The 17,320-nt window shown below is 69.4% G+C and carries 19 protein-coding genes; 9 read left to right on the plus strand and 10 right to left on the minus strand.

Going from position 1 to position 17,320, the window contains the following annotated elements; genetic code table 11:
• Positions 1–180 precede the first annotated feature (180 nt).
• Positions 181–1,602 carry a serine hydrolase gene (locus tag CFB35_RS27485; protein WP_059581893.1) on the plus strand — a complete coding sequence of 474 codons (1,422 nt, stop codon included), beginning with the start codon at positions 181–183 and terminating at the stop codon, positions 1,600–1,602.
• An 81-nt stretch (positions 1,603–1,683) separates the two neighbouring features.
• Here the strand turns inward: CFB35_RS27485 and CFB35_RS27490 are convergent, their stop codons facing one another.
• From CFB35_RS27490 to CFB35_RS27505, 4 genes are all read right to left on the minus strand, one after another.
• A complete protein-coding gene (locus CFB35_RS27490; RefSeq protein WP_059581890.1) occupies positions 1,684–2,307 on the minus strand; it encodes a glutathione S-transferase family protein in 624 nt (207 codons plus the stop codon).
• Positions 2,308–2,432: 125 nt separating this feature from the next.
• On the minus strand, positions 2,433–2,903 hold the full coding sequence (locus tag CFB35_RS27495) for a DUF2269 domain-containing protein (protein ID WP_059581888.1): 471 nt from the start codon (positions 2,901–2,903) through the stop codon (positions 2,433–2,435).
• Positions 2,900–4,222 carry an SDR family oxidoreductase gene (locus tag CFB35_RS27500; RefSeq protein WP_089465833.1) on the minus strand — a complete coding sequence of 441 codons (1,323 nt, stop codon included), beginning with the start codon at positions 4,220–4,222 and terminating at the stop codon, positions 2,900–2,902. Before CFB35_RS27500 ends, CFB35_RS27495 begins: the two co-directional genes overlap by 4 nt.
• A gap of 87 nt (positions 4,223–4,309) precedes the next feature.
• Positions 4,310–4,843, minus strand: a complete 534-nt coding sequence (locus CFB35_RS27505; protein ID WP_011548968.1) for a GbsR/MarR family transcriptional regulator — start codon at positions 4,841–4,843, stop codon at positions 4,310–4,312.
• A gap of 162 nt (positions 4,844–5,005) precedes the next feature.
• Here CFB35_RS27505 and fabV point away from each other — a divergent pair, with 162 nt between their 5' ends.
• Positions 5,006–6,208 (plus strand): enoyl-ACP reductase FabV, encoded by a 1,203-nt coding sequence (gene fabV, locus CFB35_RS27510; RefSeq protein WP_060011240.1) that lies wholly within the window; start codon positions 5,006–5,008, stop codon positions 6,206–6,208.
• Between the two features lie 61 nt (positions 6,209–6,269).
• Here fabV and CFB35_RS27515 read toward each other — a convergent pair whose 3' ends face one another.
• Positions 6,270–6,974 carry an SDR family oxidoreductase gene (locus CFB35_RS27515; RefSeq protein WP_059641434.1) on the minus strand — a complete coding sequence of 235 codons (705 nt, stop codon included), beginning with the start codon at positions 6,972–6,974 and terminating at the stop codon, positions 6,270–6,272.
• 345 nt (positions 6,975–7,319) lie between these two features.
• Between CFB35_RS27515 and CFB35_RS27520 the strand changes: the two genes are divergently transcribed.
• Positions 7,320–7,904 (plus strand): TetR/AcrR family transcriptional regulator, encoded by a 585-nt coding sequence (locus CFB35_RS27520; RefSeq protein ID WP_060011238.1) that lies wholly within the window; start codon positions 7,320–7,322, stop codon positions 7,902–7,904.
• A 46-nt stretch (positions 7,905–7,950) separates the two neighbouring features.
• On the opposite strand, the gene CFB35_RS27525 is transcribed toward CFB35_RS27520, so the two are convergent.
• A complete protein-coding gene (locus CFB35_RS27525) occupies positions 7,951–8,529 on the minus strand; it encodes a hypothetical protein (RefSeq protein ID WP_060011236.1) in 579 nt (192 codons plus the stop codon).
• Positions 8,530–8,797: 268 nt separating this feature from the next.
• Positions 8,798–9,328 carry a GNAT family N-acetyltransferase gene (locus tag CFB35_RS27530; RefSeq protein WP_060011234.1) on the minus strand — a complete coding sequence of 177 codons (531 nt, stop codon included), beginning with the start codon at positions 9,326–9,328 and terminating at the stop codon, positions 8,798–8,800.
• 204 nt (positions 9,329–9,532) lie between these two features.
• Between CFB35_RS27530 and CFB35_RS27535 the strand changes: the two genes are divergently transcribed.
• From CFB35_RS27535 to CFB35_RS27550, 4 genes are all read left to right on the plus strand, one after another.
• The gene (locus CFB35_RS27535; protein ID WP_059581871.1) at positions 9,533–9,898 is read left to right on the plus strand and encodes a helix-turn-helix transcriptional regulator; all 366 of its coding nucleotides are present in this window, start codon (positions 9,533–9,535) and stop codon (positions 9,896–9,898) included.
• On the plus strand, positions 9,870–10,355 hold the full coding sequence (locus CFB35_RS27540; protein ID WP_059581869.1) for an SRPBCC family protein: 486 nt from the start codon (positions 9,870–9,872) through the stop codon (positions 10,353–10,355). Before CFB35_RS27535 ends, CFB35_RS27540 begins: the two co-directional genes overlap by 29 nt.
• Positions 10,356–10,474: 119 nt before the next feature.
• Entirely contained in the window at positions 10,475–10,951 is a 477-nt protein-coding gene (locus CFB35_RS27545) for an SRPBCC family protein (RefSeq protein WP_059581866.1), read from the plus strand.
• A gap of 106 nt (positions 10,952–11,057) precedes the next feature.
• The gene (locus CFB35_RS27550) at positions 11,058–11,696 is read left to right on the plus strand and encodes a 2-hydroxychromene-2-carboxylate isomerase (RefSeq protein WP_059581864.1); all 639 of its coding nucleotides are present in this window, start codon (positions 11,058–11,060) and stop codon (positions 11,694–11,696) included.
• 29 nt (positions 11,697–11,725) lie between these two features.
• On the opposite strand, the gene CFB35_RS27555 is transcribed toward CFB35_RS27550, so the two are convergent.
• Positions 11,726–12,709 carry a LysR family transcriptional regulator gene (locus tag CFB35_RS27555; RefSeq protein ID WP_059581861.1) on the minus strand — a complete coding sequence of 328 codons (984 nt, stop codon included), beginning with the start codon at positions 12,707–12,709 and terminating at the stop codon, positions 11,726–11,728.
• Positions 12,710–12,810: 101 nt separating this feature from the next.
• On the opposite strand from CFB35_RS27555, the gene CFB35_RS27560 reads away from it, so the two are divergent.
• Positions 12,811–14,043 carry an MFS transporter gene (locus tag CFB35_RS27560; RefSeq protein WP_060011301.1) on the plus strand — a complete coding sequence of 411 codons (1,233 nt, stop codon included), beginning with the start codon at positions 12,811–12,813 and terminating at the stop codon, positions 14,041–14,043.
• A 425-nt stretch (positions 14,044–14,468) separates the two neighbouring features.
• Positions 14,469–15,161: a phosphatase PAP2 family protein gene (locus CFB35_RS27565; protein WP_089465914.1), complete on the plus strand. Its 693-nt coding sequence runs from the start codon at positions 14,469–14,471 to the stop codon at positions 15,159–15,161.
• Positions 15,162–15,263: 102 nt separating this feature from the next.
• Here CFB35_RS27565 and CFB35_RS27570 read toward each other — a convergent pair whose 3' ends face one another.
• Positions 15,264–15,923, minus strand: coding sequence for a glutathione S-transferase family protein (locus CFB35_RS27570; RefSeq protein ID WP_059581859.1), 660 nt, complete (start codon positions 15,921–15,923; stop codon positions 15,264–15,266).
• Positions 15,924–16,050: 127 nt separating this feature from the next.
• Positions 16,051–17,121, minus strand: a complete 1,071-nt coding sequence (locus CFB35_RS27575; protein WP_060011231.1) for a rhodanese-like domain-containing protein — start codon at positions 17,119–17,121, stop codon at positions 16,051–16,053.
• Between the last annotated feature and the right edge of the window lie 199 nt (positions 17,122–17,320).

Genomic DNA, 17,320 nt, shown 5'->3' on the forward strand with positions numbered 1-17,320 from the left:
GCCGGACGATTATCGGCCGACGGCCGACCCGATATCAACTCGCCCGATGCGCGACGCCGGCCGCGCCGTCGGACACGCGGCGGTCATCATGCGTCACACGGCAGCGATTGCACCGCATCGCCCGAACCTGCGACACTGCCGCATCGATGCCGGCCGGCACGCCACCGAGGACGCTCGCGCATGACGATCCCCCTCAAGAAGCCGATACTGCGCGGTGTCGCGCTCGTGTTCGTGGCCGCGATCGGCTATACGGGCTACATGCTGTCCCGGCTCGCGCCGATCGCGACCGGCTATGCGGCCAAGGCGCTGTGTTCCGGCGTGTTCGTATCGGGCCGTCCGGCCGCATCCGTGATCGACGTCGACATCATGGCCGGCGTCCATCCGCTGCTGAAACTGGTGCGCCCGTCGCTCGATCCCGACCATCGTCGCGCCGTGGCGACCTTCGCCGGCTTCGCCGAACGCGAAGCCGACTTCCGGCCCGGGCTCGGCTGCACGCTCGCGCTCGGGGCCACGGCCGGTGCGGCGGCGGCCACCTTGCCCGCCGCGCTGCCGGCCCTCCCCGATCCGCCGCCCGCGCAACCCGACCCGCCCGCACCGGCCACGCCGCCCGCCGGCATCGACACGCACAAGCTGCAGACCGCGCTCGACCGCGCGTTCGACGAACCCGATCCGGCGCGGCCGCGGCGCACGCGCGCGGTCGTCGTGATGTGGCGCGGCCAGGTGATCGCCGAACGCTATGCGCCCGGCTTCACGGCCGCCACGCCGCTGCCCGGCTGGTCGATGACGAAGACCGTCACGGCCGCGCTGGTCGGCACGCTGGTCGCGCGGCACAGGCTGTCGCCCGACGCGTCGGCACTGCTGCCAGAATGGCGCGGCAGCGGCGATCCGCGCGCGGCCATCACGCTCGACGAGCTGCTGCGGATGACGAGCGGCCTGCAATTCAACGAGGACTACGACGATCCGCTCTCCGACGTCGCGGTGATGCTGTTCACGCAGCCCGATACCGCGCGGTTCGCGTCGGCGAAGCCGCTTGCCGCGACGCCCGGCACGCAGTGGTCGTACTCGAGCGGCACGAGCGCGATCGTCGCGCGCGTGATGCGCGAAGCGCTGGGCGGCAGCGACGCCGACTACCTCGCGTTTCCGCGCCGCGCGCTGTTCGCGCCGCTCGGGATGCGCAGCGCGGTGTTTGAGCCCGATGCGTCCGGCACGCTCGTCAGCGCGTCGTACATGTATGCGAGCGCCCGCGACTGGGCGCGCTTCGGGCAGCTTCTGCTGCAGGACGGCGTGTGGAACGGGCAGCGGCTGCTGCCCGAAGGCTGGGTGCGCTATCTGACGCGCGCGACGCCCCAGTCACCGCGGCAGGAATTCGGCGCGCAGCTGTGGGTCAAGGTGCCGGAGCCGTTCAACGATCGCGATCCGCATGCGCGGGCGATGCCGGCCGACGCGTTTCATGCGGTCGGCCATGAAGGCCAGTTCGTCAGCGTGGTGCCGAGCCGCGAGCTGGTGGTCGTGCGGCTCGGGCTGTCGCGGCCGGAAGCCGCGTGGAATCACGAGGCGTTTCTCGCACGCGTGCTCGACGCGGTGCCGGCGCCCGGTGCGTGACGACGGGCAGGTGCGTCGGTGAATCGGTCGTGAAGCGGCGATGAAGGCAATACCACCGCTTCAAGCGCTGCCTGCGCCGCATTACGGATTCGCGCTGCCCGCGTACTGCTTGAACCCTTCGCGGGTCGCGAGCCGTTCAACGTAGCGCGACACTGCCGGCAGGTCCGGATGCTCGAACGGCGTACCGAACCACCGGTTCACCGACAGGCCGATCGGGATATCCGCGAGCGTGAACGTGTTGCCGGCCACGTACGCGCCGGTCTTTTCGAGCTGCGCATTCAGCACGCGCATGTGAGTCGTCCAGCCCGCGATCGACTGAGCGATGCCGTCCGGATCCTGGTGATCGGGCGACTTGCGCACGAGGCCGAGGAAGGCGCCGACCCACGAGCGGTTCAGGTCCGAGCCCTGCCAGTCGATCCACTGGTCGACGCGCGCACGCGCCTGCGGCTCGGCCGGATACAGCGCGTCGCCGCCGTAGCGGTTCGCGAGGTAGCGGATGATCGTGTTCGATTCCCAGAGCACGAAGTCGTCGTCCTTGATGACGGGCACGAGCGCGTTCGGATTCAGCGCGAGATAGGCCGGGTCGTGGGTCGTGCGAAAGCCCGCGCCCCAGTCTTCCTGTTCGAACGGCAGGTTCAGTTCGGTGCACAGCCACAGCACCTTGCGGACGTTGATGGACGGAATCTTGCCGAGGACTTGCAGCATGCAGGCTCCTTGTGAGGTCGGGTGCGAACGTTCGGCGCGCACGGCACGCGCCGAACGCGGTCACGCCGAAGTTATACACGACCTCGCGGGAAACGGCAGGCCGCTTCCGCACGACGGCGACGGGCTCACATCGGCTTGACCACCATCAGGAAGTAGACGGTCAGCATCGCGAAGAACGCCGGATAACCGAGCCGTTCCCAGCGCTTCGCATAGCGCCAGTAGCGCTCGGGCAACGCGGCGTCGCCGTTGGCGTGCGCGAGCTTCGCCATCGCCGCCAGTTCGAGCTGCAACCACACGACCGGCAGCCAGCACGCGCCGGCGACCGCGTACAGCACGATCGACGCGAGCAGCCACGGCGTATGCCACGGCCACCCGGCCGTATGCGCGAGCCACAACCCGGACGCCGGCTGGAAGATCACGGCCGGCGTCGTGAACCACCAGTCCGCGCGCACCACGAGCCGCGACACGGCCGCGATCGCGGGCACCGATCGCGTGCGGTTCGCGAAGAACAGGTAGAACGCGGTGCCGAACCCCGTGCCGACCAGCAGCACCGAAGACAGGATGTGAAGCGCCTTGATGACGAGATAGGTGTTCATGCGCGTTCTTCTTCTGAAAAGAGGATCAACAGGATGGCGAGAATCGGCACGTTCTTGAGCACGGGGCCGAACGGTTCGGCCAGCAGGCCGGGCATCGTGACCGCGATGACCGCCGAGTACGCGACGATCAGCGCCGCCTGCACGGCCCACAGGCGCCGCGACGGCGCGACGACGGTCGCGATGCCGAGCGCGAAGTCCAGCGCGCTGGCGGTGTAAAGCGCGATCAGCGCGGGCAGCCCCGTCAGGTGCGCGGGCGCCAGCAGCGCGAGGCTTGCGTGCAGCGGATGGATGAAGGCGCTCGCGATCGCCGTCCAGATCCACACGATCGCGAGCGCGCCCAGCAGCAACGGACGCCGCCACATCGCGAGCGCGTCGCGGCGCAGCGCGGCGGCTTCCGCGCCGATGAACCCGCCGATGCGGCGCGGCGGCCGGCCCAGCACGGCCGCGGTGGCAGCCGGATCGCCCGTGTTGCCGCCGCGCAGCATCGTCCACGTGTCGCGCGTCAGCATCGCGCCCGGCAACGCGCCGAGCAGTACGGCCGCCGCGCCGACCAACGGGCCCGGCAGCGTCACGCGGGCCGCCGGCGGAAACCCGAGCGCGGCGCGGTAGCCGGCCAGCATCTCGCGGTATTCGACCTCGTCGCTGCCGACCACGTCGATCACGCGGCGGCCCGCCGCCGACGGCGAATCGGCCGGCTCCGTCACGAGCCGCGCCACGACTTCGGCGAGATCGTCGACATGCACCGGGCGCAGCCGCTGACGGCCGCCCGCCGGCAGGACGTGCACGGGCAAGCTCGCGAGCATCCGGAAAAACCGCGCCGATGCGCCGGCCGCCCCGTAGACGAGCGCCGGGCGCACGATGCGGAAGTCGATCGGCAACGTCTGCAGGAAGCGGTCGGCCGCCTGCTTGCTCGCGAAGTACCGCGTATCGCCGCGCTCGACGCCGAGCGCCGAGATCTGGATCACGCGCGGCACGCCGGCGCGGCAGCATGCGGTAAAGAGCGCGCACGGCGCGGCGCGATGCACGGCGTCGAGCGTCGCGCCGCGTCGATCCGCCAGCATGCCGACCGCGTTGATCACCACGTCCACGCCGTTCAGCCGCGCAAGCCATGCTGGCGGATCGACGTCCCGCACGAAGTCCATCGCGACGTCGTGCGGGCCGGCCGCGTGACGCACGCCGCGCAGCACGCGATGCCCGCCCGCTTCGAGCTGCGCGCACAGCGCCCGCCCGATGAAGCCGTTCGCGCCGCACACGAGCACGGTCATGCCGCGTGCGCCGGAACGCTCGGGCGGGCAGGTCGACGGCAAGACTGCGTTCATGTTCGTCCTCTATTTACAGTTATTTCTGTAATGACAGAAACAACAACCCCGAAAAAAGCGGGCTGCGTGCCCGCTCTCCGTTACCGCTTACTTCGACGGCTTGCGCCGGACCGTCTGACTGATCTTCGCACCGATGCCGAGCGCCTTCATCAGCGTATCGGGCTTGAGCCTCAGCATCTCGTCCGACCACGTCGTCAGCGTCTCGACGAACTGCAGCGTGTCGCGGATGCGCTGTTCGGTCTCGCGGCTTTCGTTCGCGATCTCCGGGCTCGTCAGGCAATCGCGCAGCACCGTGAGCGTCGGCTCGATCTCGCGCTGCCGCCGCCCTTCGACGATCAGCTTGAACAACTCCCAGATGTCGGTCGACGTCTCGAAGTGGTCGCGGCGATCGCCCAGCACGTGCACGACCTTCGCGAGCCGCCATGCCTGCAACTCCTTCAGGCTCGTGCTGACGTTGGAGCGCGCGACGTTCAGCGTCTCGGCGATTTCGTCCGCTGCCACCGGCCGTCCGGCCAGGTAGAGCAACGCGTGAATCTGCGAGACAGTACGGTTGACGCCCCACCGCGAGCCCATTTCGCCCCAGTGAAGAATGAATCGTTCGGCAATCGGTGTGAGTTCCATGGTGGGAAATTTAGTTTTTTCAGTTATTTCTGTCAAGAGAGAAATAACCGGGCGATCGCGCGCCTTCCGGCCGCGCCCGCCCGCGATCGGCCGCTTCCTTTACAATGCGCGGGATTTTTCCGATTTCAGGCCGTCCCCGCCTTTCTGACTAGAGGTTCTCCCATGATCATCAAACCGCGCGTGCGTGGCTTCATCTGCGTGACGACTCATCCCGTCGGCTGCGAAGCCAACGTCAAGGAACAGATCGATTACGTGACTTCGCACGGCCCGATCGCCAATGGCCCGAAAAAGGTGCTCGTGATCGGCGCGTCGACCGGCTACGGCCTCGCCGCCCGGATCTCGGCCGCATTCGGCTCGGGCGCGGACACGCTCGGCGTGTTCTTCGAGCGCGCAGGCAGCGAGACGAAGCCGGGCACGGCCGGCTGGTACAACAGCGCCGCGTTCGAGAAATTCGCCGCCGAAAAGGGGCTGTATGCGCGCAGCATCAACGGCGACGCATTCTCCGACAAGGTCAAGCAGGTCACGATCGACACCATCAAGCAGGATCTCGGCAAGGTCGATCTGGTCGTCTACAGCCTCGCCGCCCCGCGCCGCACGCATCCGAAGACGGGCGAAACGATCAGCTCGACGCTCAAGCCGGTCGGCAAGGCCGTCACGTTCCGCGGCCTCGACACCGACAAGGAAGTGATCCGCGAAGTGTCGCTCGAGCCGGCGACGCAGGAAGAGATCGACGGCACCGTCGCGGTGATGGGCGGCGAGGACTGGCAGATGTGGATCGACGCGCTGGCCGAAGCCGGCGTGCTGGCCGACGGCGCGAAGACCACCGCGTTCACGTACCTCGGCGAGCAGATCACGCACGACATCTACTGGAACGGCTCGATCGGCGAAGCGAAGAAGGATCTCGACAAGAAGGTGCTGTCGATCCGCGACAAGCTGGCCGCGCACGGCGGCGACGCCCGCGTGTCGGTGCTGAAGGCGGTCGTCACGCAGGCCAGCTCGGCGATCCCGATGATGCCGCTGTACCTGTCACTGCTGTTCAAGGTGATGAAGGAGAAGGGCACGCACGAAGGCTGCATCGAGCAGGTGTACGGGCTCCTGAAGGACAGCCTGTACGGCGCGACGCCGCATGTCGACGAGGAAGGCCGCCTGCGCGCGGACTACAAGGAACTCGATCCGCAGGTGCAGCAGAAGGTCGTCGCGATGTGGGACACGGTCACGAACGAGAACCTGTACGAGACGACGGACTTCGCGGGCTACAAGACCGAGTTCCTGCGCCTGTTCGGCTTCGAGATCGCCGGGGTCGACTACGGCGCGGACGTGAACCCGGACGTGAAGATCCCGGGCATCATCGACACCACGGTCTGACGGCACGACCCGCCGCCGCCGCGCCCACGGCGCGGGCGGCGGGTTCGCACGACCGGCGGCGTCAACGCGGCGCCGGTTCTTCCAGATAGACGCCCGACGACAGCGTGGCCTTCACCTGCCGCGTGAACTCGTCGGTCGACACTTCCTCCGCCCCTGCCTCGATGGCGTCGTACGCCTGCCGCACGACGTCGGCCGGCGTGGCTTTCGGCACGTCGAGGCCGGCCGTCAGGTCGGTATCGATGAAGCCGGCATGCAGCCCGACGACCTGCGTGCGCTGCTCGCGCAGCGAATGGCGCAGCCCGTTGGTCAACGCCCATGCGGCCGATTTCGACACGCCGTAGCTCGACAGGATCGGCCGGTTCACCCAGCTCGCGACCGACAGGATGTTCAGGATCGCGCCGCCGCCGTGGGCCGCCAGGGTGCCCGCGAATGCGCGCGACATCGCCAGCATCCCGAACACGTTGGTCTCCAGGTGAGCGCGCAATGCGTCGGGCGCGCCCTCGTCGGTCAGGCTGCCGAGCCGCGCGATGCCGGCGTTGTTGATCAGCAGCGTGACGTCGCGCGCCGCCTCGGCCGCTGCCGCGACCGCCGCGGGGTCGGTCACGTCGAGCTTCACGGGCACGACGCCCGGCAGCGTCACGCTGGCCGGATCGCGCGCGCCCGCATAGACCTTCCGCGCGCCCCGTTCGAGCGCCTGCTTCGCGAACTCGAGCCCCAGCCCGCGGTTCGCGCCCGTGATGAACACCACTGCACCTTCGATTTTCATGATGCGTCCTTTCGCGTGATGAATCGCCCGCGCGCCGGCTCGCCGCGCGTGAGATCCGGGTAAAAACGAGACTGTCGTTGCCTGGCGAACCGTGGCGCCGCGGCCTGCCGCCGACGGCAAGCCGCCCGCGACCCACACCCCACGGCGCCAAAGACGCTGACCCGTTGCCATCCGGTGTACCCGCCGTGGCTTTGCCACGATCCGCCCAGTCGGCTACACTCAATGTCAATGTTGATCACCATTGTCTTTGCGGTGCATTGTGTTCTCGCCGCATGGTCGTGTCAATGGCGATCACCATTGTGTTTTTCAATCGACGCGATCGAACAGGAAATCAGGGAGAGATCGATGGGCGTGTCCAGACAACAGGCTGCCGAGAACCGAAGCGCGATCGTCGCGGCCGCCGAGCGGCTGTTCCGCGTGCGCGGCGTCGACGCCGTGGGGCTGACGGAACTGATGAAGGAAGCCGGCTTCACGCAGGGCGGCTTCTACAACCACTTCAAGTCGAAGGACGCGCTGGTCGCCGAAGTGATGGAAAAGGCGATGCACGACCGCGCGGATTCACCGAATGCCGGCAGTCTCGACGCGCAGGTGGCCGCGTATCTGTCGCCCGCGCATCGCGACAACGTCGAGGCCGGTTGCCCGCTGTCTGGCTTCGCGGGCGATGCGCCGCGGCTGACCGATGCGGCGCGCGCGTGCTATGCGCACGGCCTCGCAGCGTATCTCGATCGGCTGGAACGGATGGTGGCGGCCGAAGGCGCGACGCCCGCGCAGACGCGTCGCGACGCGCTCGCGGTCTTCAGCCAGATGGTCGGCGCGCTCGTGCTGTCGCGCGCGATCGCCGGCACCGATCCGGCGCTGGCCGACGAGATTCTCGACGCGGGACGGGACACGCTGGCCGGCCGACGCGGCGAATCGGCCACGTCGAGTTGAGCGTTGGCCGTGCGCGCCGCGGCGCGGCGTCCGCGTTCTTGTCGCGCTATTCGATCGCCCGCGCGGCGTCCCACAGCGGCTGCGTGCCGCGCGCCGCATTCCACGCGGCGAACCGCGTGCGCCACGATTCGAACGGCTCGGCCAGCGGATGGCGCGGATCGTCGCTGAGCGAATACGCCATCCCTTCGATCAGCCAGCGCGGTTTGGTCAGGACGGCCAGGTTGCCGAGTACTTCGGCCTGCCGGTGGTGGATCAGCTCGTGCGCGAGAAAGTACGTCTGCCAGCCGCGCGGCGCGATCACCACGCCGAAATCGCCGAGCGTCAGCGCCGCGCGTGTGCCGAGGCCGAACGCATCGGCGCACGTGCGGGTCGCGCAGAACACGACGCGCGGTGCGGCGCGGAACGCGCCGACGGTCGCCGCCGCGCGCGCGTAGCCGTCGTGATAGAGCTGCCGCGCCTCGCCGAGCCTCGCGACATCGTCCGTGCAGATGTCGGTGCTCGGGCACGACACGCCGGGGATCAGCGCGGGCGCGACGACGCGCAGCGGCTTGACGAGCGCATACGCGGCGATCGGCAGCGCGACGAGCAGGCCCGTGAGGGCGAAAGCGGCGTGGGAGCGTTTCATCGAGGCGGCGGTTTCGTGACGTGTGGTGGGCGTCTTGCTGCGTGCACGCGACTATATCGGACCGGGGGCCGCGCGCGGTGACGCTTTTCTCACAGGCCACACCCGTCACGCGACGCGCGCCCGCATCGACGACACCGGCTCCGCCACGGCACCAGCGTGCGGCGGCGCCACCCGGCAGCGAGCCACGCGGGCGCGATCGGCGCAACGACACCGGCCGCACGCATGGCGAACAACGGCGCCGGCGCGGCCGGATGCATGACGATGGCCGTTACGCGAGCTGCTTGTGGAAATACGTCGTCGCGCACGGCGCGCCGTCGGGCATCAACGCATAGTTCGGCACGACGCCGACGCGCTGCCAGCCGGCCCGCTCGTACAGCCGCTCGGCGTCGCCTCCCATCACCGTGTCGAGCACGAGCACGGTCTTGCCGGCGTCGCGCGCGGCCGCGTCGGCCGCCGCCATCAGTCGTGCGGCGACGCCCTGCCGGCGCGCATGCCGCGACACGAGCATCTTCGCGATGTCCGCGCGATGCGGCTGGTTCTCGGGCTGCGCGATCACGATCTGCACCGTGCCGACGATCCGGCCGGACGCATCCTCGGCGACGAGCAGGATGCGCTCGTCGCTCGCGACGCCCTCGGCCACACGCGTCCAGAACGCGACGGCGGTCGCCCGCTCGATCGGCAACATGAAGCTGACGGACGCGCCGCCTTCGACGCAATCGATCAGCACGTCGGCCAGCGCATCGACACAGGCCATCGCTTCGCTTGCGCCGACGCGGCGAACGGTAACGGGTTCGGTCATGCCCTCTCCGGTAGTCAGGTGGGCCGCACGCGCGGGTTCGGCATGGGCCCCAATCGGAACGAACGCGGGCCGGGCGTCGCGGCACGCGCGACGACGGCAGGCGTCCGGCAACGCGGCGCCCGACCGGCGCGCGTTACCGCCCCATCATCGTACGCGACGAAAATTGTCGTTGCACCGATGGCCACATCGCCTACACTTAGCCAAATGGATAACTTTCAACCCGGCATCAGCGACGTGTTCCATGCCCTTGCCGATCCGACGCGCTGCGCGATCGTCGGCGCGCTCGGCCAGGGCGAGCGGACCGTCTCCGCGTTGGCCGCGCCATTCGACATGGCGCTGCCGTCGTTCATGAAGCACCTCGCCGTGCTCGAGCGCAGCGGCCTCGTGGCGACCCGGAAAACCGGCCGTTCGCGCACCTGCGCGCTGGTCGGCAGCCGGCTGACCGAGGCCGAGGCATGGCTCGCCGCGCAGCGCGCGCAGTGGGAAGCGCGATCCGATCGTCTCGTCGAATTCGTCGAACGCCGTCACCAGGAGGAGCAAGATGTCAGCCAGCCACGTCGAACCCGCTGAAGCCAATGATCTCGTCATCACGCGCACGTTGCGCGCGCCGCGCCACGCGCTGTGGCGCGCATGGACCGACCCGGCACTGCTGAAGGAATGGTGGTGCCCGAAACCATGGACCACCGAGGTACGCGCGTTCGACCTGCGGCCGGGCGGCGCCTTCCATACGTTCATGCGCGGCCCCGATGGCGGCACGAGCGACAACCCCGGCTGCTTCCTCGACATCGTGCCGGAATCGCGTATCGCGTTCACGTCGATGCTCGCGGGCGGCTGGCGGCCGCAGACGCCGTGGCTCGGCTTCACGGCGATCGTCACGATGGCCGACGACGACGCGGGCAGCCGCTACGAGGCGCGCGTGATGCACCCCGACGCCGCGACGCGCGAGCGCCACGAAGCGCTCGGCTTTTTCGAGGGCTGGAACACCTGCATCACGCAGCTCGACGCCTTTGCCGCCACGCTGCGCTGAACGCCGCTTCGCGTGCGGTCATTGCATGCCGCCACGCCCGCGCCTAGGATTCCTGAAGGAAGCATGACGACACGCCGGGCGCCGGCGTGCACCGTCTCGCACGCTTCGCGGGAGGCGACATGTTGCACACGCACACGCATTCGACCCGGGTCAGCCGGCACCTGAACGCGCCGCGCGGGCGCGTCTATCGCGCGCTGCTCGACCCGCACGCGGTCGAGCAATGGAAGGTGCCCGACGGCATGACGTGCCGCGTGCACGCGTACGACACACGGGAAGGCGGCGCGCTGCGGGTGTCGCTGAGCTACGACGCGCCGTCGGCCGGCACCGGCAAGACCACCGCGCGCACCGACACCTATCACGGCCGCTTCGTCACGCTGGTGCCCGACCAGCAGATCGTCGAGATCGACGTATTCGAAACCGACGACCCGATGCTGCGCGGCGCGATGACGATCACGATCACGCTGTCCGACGAAGCGGGCGGCACGCGCGTGGACGCCGTGCACGACGGCATACCGCCCGGCGTGCCGGCCGCCGACAACGAGACCGGCTGGCAGATGGCGCTGGCGAAGCTCGCGGCGCTGGTGGAAGCCGCTTAGCGGTCGTTCATTCCGGTGACGAAAGGCGGTGCTGCGGCGCAAAACGCCGCCGCGTGCGACACTGCCCTGCAGCCGACAACCGGATCCGCCCGAGGAGACTCCCGCGATGAACGCCCCGCGCACCGCCAGCTGGTATTTCGATTTCGTTTCGCCGTTCGCCTACCTGCAACAGGAACAGTTCGACCGGTTGCCGCCCGCCGCCGCGTTCGAGCCGCGGCCGATCGTGCTCGGTGCGCTGCTCACGCACTGGGGCCAGAAAGCGCCGGCGGAGATCGCGGCCAAACGCGTGTTCACCTATCGGCATGCGCAATACCGCGCGGACAAGCTCGGCATTGCGTTCCGGATGCCGCCCGCGCACCCGTTCAATCCGATCAAGCCGCTGCGCCTCGCGATCGCGATGGGCGGCTCACGCGACGCGATCCAGCGGATCTTCCGGCATATCTGGCGCGACGGCGAGGACGTGTCGACGCCGGCAGGTTTCGCCGCGCTGTGCGAAGCCGTCGGCTTCCCGGAAGGCGTGACGGCCGTCGAAGCCCAGCCGGTCAAGGACGCGTTGCGCGTGAACACGGATCGCGCGATCGCCGACGGCGTGTTCGGCGTGCCGACCTTCGTGCTCGACGGCGACCTGTTCTGGGGCGAGGACGCGACCGACATGTTCGTCGACTGCGCGACGTCGCGCGCGTGGCTCGATTCGCCTGAAGTGCGCCGCATCAGCGCGCTGCCCGAAGGGATCCGGCGGGGCTGACGGCGTACCGCCACCCGGGCCGCGTTGCTTCAGCCGTCGCGCCCTTCGACGAGCGCCGGCACGGCCTCGCGCATCATCGCGGCGAACCGCACGAGCCGCGACGGATAGAACTGCGCATGCGGATAAGTCAGGTAGACGGGCAGCGACGCGGCCTCCCATTCGGGGGCGAGGTGCACGAGATCGCCGCGCGCGAGATCGTCGGCGAGCATCCACGATGATCCGACGCACGCGCCGACGCCCAGCAGCGCCGCGCTGCGCAGCGCATACAGGTTCGCGGTCGTGATGCGCGGGCGGATCGCGATGCGCCGCGTGTCGCCGGTGGCCGCATGCGTCAGCGCGAGCTCGTTGCGGTAGTACGTGCGCAACGCGAGCCATGGCAGCGCGGCGAGCGCGTCCGGATCGGCCGGCACGTCGGCGCCGTTCAGTATGGACGGCGCGGCGACCACGAAACGCGGCACCTTCGTCAGCCGGATCGCGACCACGCCGGGATCGGTGGGCTCGCCGACCTGGATCGCGCAATCGATGCCGCTGCCGACGAAATCGCGCACCTCGTCCTGCAGCAGCCACTCGACCGACACGCGCGGATAGTCGCGCAGGAACTGCGCGAGCGGCGCAACGAAACGTTGCTGCCCGAACGCGTGCGGCACCGCGACGCGCAGCAGCCCGTCCGGCTCCTCCTGCGCGCCGCGCAAATCGGCCTCGAACGCCGCCCAGCTCGCCAGCAGCTCCTTCGCCTGCTTGAAGCACCGCTCGCCGTCGACGGTCAGCCGCATCGTATGGGTCGTGCGTTGCAGCAGCCGCATGCCGAGCGAACTTTCCAGCGCCTGCAGCCGGCGGCTGATCGTCGGCTGCGTGGTATGCAGCTGCACGGCGGCCGCCGACAGGCTGCCGGCCTCGACTATGCGCACGAAGGTTTCCATCAGCTCGAAGCGATAGCCCGCACCGTTCACCGGCACCGTCTGAACGCGCGGAGATCCGCCAGCAGCGCGAGAGGGAGGAGATTTTTCGGTCATTCGTGGAGCGTATAACAAATGTGCGCAAGGCGGCACTACCGTCGTCCGCCGAGTACCGCCACACTCGCGTCCAACCCTTTCTTCAACCGAGGATGCACGCGATGTCCACCCCGACCAGTCTCGACGCCGCGCCCCGCGTGGCGCATGCCCCGGCCCGCCCGGCTGCCCATTCGATGCCCGATCGCCGGCTCGTGCTGCTGCTCGCGGCCGCCGCCGGCCTCGGCGTCGCCCCGCTCTACTACGCGCAGCCGATGCTCGGCGCGCTCGCGCCCGATCTCGGCGCGTCGGCGCGGGCGATCGGCTTCGTGCCGACGCTCACGCAGCTCGGCTATGCGCTCGGCATCCTGCTGCTCGCGCCGCTCGGCGACCGCTTCGACCGGCGCCGCGTGATCGTGACCAAGGCCGCCGCGCTGGTCGTCGCGCTGCTGCTGGCCGCCGTCGCGCCGTCGCTCGGCCTGCTGCTCGCGGCGAGCTTCGCGATCGGCCTCGCCGCGACGATGGCGCAGGACGTCGTGCCGGCCGCCGCGACGCTCGCTCACGACACGCATCGCGGCCGCATCGTCGGCACCGTGATGACGGGGTTGCTGCTCGGCATCCTGCTGTCGCGCGTCGTGGCCGGATTCATCGCCGAGACGGCCGGCTGGCGCGCGATGTTCGCGCTCGCGGCCGCCAGCGTCGCCGTGATCGGCGCGGTGGCCGCACGCGGGTTGCCGCGCTTCGAGCCGACCACGCGGCTGCCGTACCGTGCGCTGATCGGCTCGCTCGGCGCGCTGTGGCGCGAGCATTCGGCACTGCGCCGCGCCGCGCTCGCCCAGGGGCTGCTGGCCGTCGGGTTCAGCGCATTCTGGTCGACGCTCGCGGTGATGCTGCACGGCGCGCCGTTCCATCTCGGCAGCGCGGCAGCCGGCGCATTCGGCCTCGCGGGCGCCGCCGGCGCGCTGGCCGCGCCGATCGCCGGACGTCTGGCCGACCATCACGGCCCCGAGCGCGTCACGCGTATCGGCATCGGCATCGCGACGGTGTCGTTCGCGTCGATGGCCGCCGCGCCGCTGATGTCGCCGCATGCGCAGCTCGTGCTGCTCGCGCTCGCGACGATCGGCTTCGATCTCGGCGTGCAGGCCACGCTGATCGCGCACCAATCGATCGTCTACCGGATCGATCCCGCGTCGCGCAGCCGTCTCAACGCGGTGCTGTTCGTCGGCATGTTCATCGGGATGGCGGCGGGCGCGGCAATCGGCAGTTCGTTGCTCGCGCAACTGGGCTGGAATGCGGTGACCGCGCTGGCCGTCGTGACGTCGCTGGCCGCGCTCGCCGTGCGGGTGTGGCGCAACTGAAGCCGCGCATCGCGTCACGCCGGCGGGCAGGCCGATGAGGCTTGCCCGCTTTTTAATTTTTTGATCGGCACACGCATGACGCTGCGCCGCCCGGCAGATTTACGCCACTCCGGCACGGCAATCACTCATTCGGCGCAAGGTCCGCACCGTCCTGCCGAATTGTCCAGTTCAACAAAATATTTTTCCGGCGCGCGTGCATGGCCGCCCGCAAACGTCGGACGATTCGACCTACCGCACCACACGGCGCTCGCCCATCCGGCCCCACCACACAGCCCCGGTTTATCAGGGGAATCCCGGTATTTTTTCGCATTTTCTTCGAAATAACGGGTGACATACTTGCCCCCCGTTGCGCTCGGTGCGAGCGCGCTTTTCGATCCAGCCGGCCGCCCGTCATGCGCGGCGCGTCCGCCCGGGTCGCACAGGACATGAACGATTTCGACACCACGATCCAGATCTTCCTCACCCACGTGACGTTCGGCCCGTTGATGAATCACGCGATCCGCGTGATCGCGGGCCTCTACACGTTCAAGGGCTTCGTGCTCGTTCCCGTGCTGTGCTGGCTGTGGTTCCAGCCCGGCCCGCATCGCGAACGGCAACGCGAACTGGTCGTCGCCACCGTCGCGAGCGGGCTCGTCGCGCTCGCCGTCGGCCGCGTGCTCGCGCAGGTGCTGCCGTTCCGCGTGCGGCCGATCTACAACACCGACCTGCACCTGCACTTCCCGTCGGCCGGACTGCGCGCGGCGACCCTGCAGACATGGAGTTCGTTTCCGAGCGATCACGCGATGCTGTGGATGGCGATCGCCACCGGCATCTTCATCATCGCGCGCCGCGTCGGCGTCGTCGCACTGCTGTATTCGGTCGTGTTCATCTGCCTGCCGCGCGCGTATCTCGGCTTTCACTACCCGACCGACCTGATCGCGGGCGCCGCGATCGGCATCGCGATCGCGTGGCTGCTGACGCGCGACGCGATCCGCTCGCGCTTCGCGCCGCAGGTGCTGGAGACGATCCGGCGCTTCCCCGCGCCCGCCTATACGCTCGCGTTCCTGCTGTGCTTCGAGTTGATCACGCAGTTCGACGAACTGCTGACGCTCGCGCAGTCGGCCACGCGCACGATGTGACGGGCACACGCGCGATGCTGCCGCTGCTGCTGTCGTTCCGTCGCCCCGGCGCGCGCTGCCGGCCATGTGCAGCGGCAGCACGCCGTGCGACGGCCGCGCCCGTCAGTCGCGATCGGGCGCGCCGAGCGGAAAGAACGAACGATACGGCCGCGCCTCGTCGACCGCGCGCGCAAACGAAGGCCGCGCGAGCAGGCGCTTGCGGTACGCGATCACGTTCGCGAACGCCGGATCGATCCGGTGCGTCCAGTCCGCGTAGAACAGGAACGGCGCCGCGCCGCAATCGGCGAGGCTGAAACGATCGCCGGCCGCCCATTCGCGATCGGCCATCGTCTTGTCGAGCCACGCGTACGACGTATCGAGCATCGCGCGCGCGTCGGCCACCCCGCGCGCATCGCGCTCGGCTTCCGGCCGCAGCGCGTCGAACACGACCTTCTGCTGCGGCGTCGCCACGTAGTTGTCGAAGAAGCGGTCCATCGTCCGCACCTCGAGCGCGGCGCGCGGATCGTCGGGCAGCAGGCGCACGGGGCCCGGATGGGCCAGGCCGAGATACTCGATGATGATCGACGCCTCGATCACCGTGCGGCCCGCGTCGACGAGCACCGGGAAGCGCTTCAGCGGCCACAGCGCGGCCAGTTCCTGCATCGGCTTCGGATCGTCGTGCGCAAGCACGCGATAGTCGAACGGCGTGCCGTTCTCGTACAGCGCGGTCAGCACCTTCTGGCAGTAGGACGAAAAGGGATGGGCGTAAAGCGTCGGCATCATCGCGGGTCTCTCAGGGTTTCGGCGCCGCGTCAGGCGGCGCCACATGATCGGATACCTGGACGACGAACGGCGCCGGGCCGTTTCGACACCGGTCCGGATTTTTTTTCGAGGGAGCCGGCCTCGGCCGCTACGACCGGCCGTCCATCACGACGCGCCCTTCGGCGCGCCAGCGCAGCATCCCGCCGCCGAGATTCGCGACCGCATCGAAGCCGGCCTGCTTCAGGATCACCGTCGCCTGCGCGGAGCGCCCGCCGGCCCGGCACACGGTCACGACCGGCCGGTCCCGCGCGATTTCGCCGGCGCGCGCGGCCAGTTCGCCGAGCGGAATCGGCGTCGCGCCGGGCAGATGACCGAGCGGGCCCGTGAATTCGTCCGGCTCGCGCACGTCGACGACCTGCACGGCCGGCAGATGATCCTCGAGCCATTGCGGATCGATTTCCCAGAAGCCGGCGAACGTATAGACGAGCGGCGCCCAGCCGGGGGCGGCCTGCGCATCGGGCGCGTTCGCGGCCACGCCGCACCGCAAGTTCGCCGGCACCGCGACGTCGATCTGGCGCGGATGCGCGAGCCCGAGATTGCGCATGTAGCCGGCGAAATCGTCTTCGCTGAGATCGCCGCCGAGGCGCGGGTTGAAGCGCCGCTCCTCGCCGACGCTCGTCACCGTGAGCCCGCGATAGTCGTGCGCCGGATACAGCAGGCACGCGGCCGGCAGCGTGAAGAGCCGGCCGTGCACCGCGCGATACAGCGCGCGCGGGTCGCCCTGCTGGAAGTCGGTGCGGCCGGTGCCGCGGATCAGCAGGCAATCGCCGGTGAACGCCATCGATTCGTCGTCGAGCACGAGGCTGATGCAGCCGTTCGTGTGGCCGGGCGTCGCGCGCACGGTCAGGTAGCGCGCGCCGAACGCGCAACGGTCGCCGTCGTTCAGGTAGCGGTCGGCGCCTTGCGCGCCGCTCGCCGCCGAGATCGCGATCGCGCTGCCCGTGTGCTGCTTCAGCAGCCACGCGCCCGTCACGTGATCGGCGTGCACGTGCGTGTCGACGGTCGCGACGAGCCGCAGCCCGAGTTCGTCGAGCAGCGCCGCGTCGCGGCGCACCTGCTCGAACACGGGATCGATCAGCAGCGCTTCGCGCGATGCGCCGTCGGCGAGCAGATACGTGTACGTCGACGACTGCGGGTCGAAAAGTTGCCGGAAGATCATTGCTTTATTGCTCCGTCGCGTGTTCTTCAGTGAGGTGTAGTCGGATCGGCACACTGCATGGCGTCGTCAGGGGCCTGCGCCGGCACGACGACATCGCCGCCGCGCGAGCGGCATCGCGCACATTCATACAGCGTAGATCAAAATGCCCGCGCCGCCGCGCCCCATGCGCGGCAACCGATTCCGACGACGAATCGCGCAC

The sequence above is a fragment of the Burkholderia sp. AU16482 genome (assembly GCF_002223285.1).
GTDB lineage: Bacteria > Pseudomonadota > Gammaproteobacteria > Burkholderiales > Burkholderiaceae > Burkholderia > Burkholderia semiarida.

Excerpts from the sequence above, each read along its gene's own strand:
- fabV (WP_060011240.1), top strand. The coding sequence starts at position 5,006 with ATGATCATCAAACCGCGCGTGCGTGGCTTCATCTGCGTGACGACTCAT.
- CFB35_RS27545 (WP_059581866.1), top strand. The coding sequence starts at position 10,475 with ATGTTGCACACGCACACGCATTCGACCCGGGTCAGCCGGCACCTGAAC.
- CFB35_RS27485 (WP_059581893.1), top strand. The coding sequence starts at position 181 with ATGACGATCCCCCTCAAGAAGCCGATACTGCGCGGTGTCGCGCTCGTG.
- CFB35_RS27500 (WP_089465833.1), bottom strand. The coding sequence starts at position 4,222 with ATGAACGCAGTCTTGCCGTCGACCTGCCCGCCCGAGCGTTCCGGCGCA.
- CFB35_RS27520 (WP_060011238.1), top strand. The coding sequence starts at position 7,320 with ATGGGCGTGTCCAGACAACAGGCTGCCGAGAACCGAAGCGCGATCGTC.
- CFB35_RS27565 (WP_089465914.1), top strand. The coding sequence starts at position 14,469 with ATGAACGATTTCGACACCACGATCCAGATCTTCCTCACCCACGTGACG.
- CFB35_RS27490 (WP_059581890.1), bottom strand. The coding sequence starts at position 2,307 with ATGCTGCAAGTCCTCGGCAAGATTCCGTCCATCAACGTCCGCAAGGTG.
- CFB35_RS27525 (WP_060011236.1), bottom strand. The coding sequence starts at position 8,529 with ATGAAACGCTCCCACGCCGCTTTCGCCCTCACGGGCCTGCTCGTCGCG.
- CFB35_RS27505 (WP_011548968.1), bottom strand. The coding sequence starts at position 4,843 with ATGGAACTCACACCGATTGCCGAACGATTCATTCTTCACTGGGGCGAA.
- CFB35_RS27575 (WP_060011231.1), bottom strand. The coding sequence starts at position 17,121 with ATGATCTTCCGGCAACTTTTCGACCCGCAGTCGTCGACGTACACGTAT.
- CFB35_RS27570 (WP_059581859.1), bottom strand. The coding sequence starts at position 15,923 with ATGATGCCGACGCTTTACGCCCATCCCTTTTCGTCCTACTGCCAGAAG.
- CFB35_RS27555 (WP_059581861.1), bottom strand. The coding sequence starts at position 12,709 with ATGACCGAAAAATCTCCTCCCTCTCGCGCTGCTGGCGGATCTCCGCGC.
- CFB35_RS27550 (WP_059581864.1), top strand. The coding sequence starts at position 11,058 with ATGAACGCCCCGCGCACCGCCAGCTGGTATTTCGATTTCGTTTCGCCG.
- CFB35_RS27540 (WP_059581869.1), top strand. The coding sequence starts at position 9,870 with ATGTCAGCCAGCCACGTCGAACCCGCTGAAGCCAATGATCTCGTCATC.
- CFB35_RS27530 (WP_060011234.1), bottom strand. The coding sequence starts at position 9,328 with ATGACCGAACCCGTTACCGTTCGCCGCGTCGGCGCAAGCGAAGCGATG.
- CFB35_RS27495 (WP_059581888.1), bottom strand. The coding sequence starts at position 2,903 with ATGAACACCTATCTCGTCATCAAGGCGCTTCACATCCTGTCTTCGGTG.
- CFB35_RS27515 (WP_059641434.1), bottom strand. The coding sequence starts at position 6,974 with ATGAAAATCGAAGGTGCAGTGGTGTTCATCACGGGCGCGAACCGCGGG.
- CFB35_RS27560 (WP_060011301.1), top strand. The coding sequence starts at position 12,811 with ATGTCCACCCCGACCAGTCTCGACGCCGCGCCCCGCGTGGCGCATGCC.
- CFB35_RS27535 (WP_059581871.1), top strand. The coding sequence starts at position 9,533 with ATGGATAACTTTCAACCCGGCATCAGCGACGTGTTCCATGCCCTTGCC.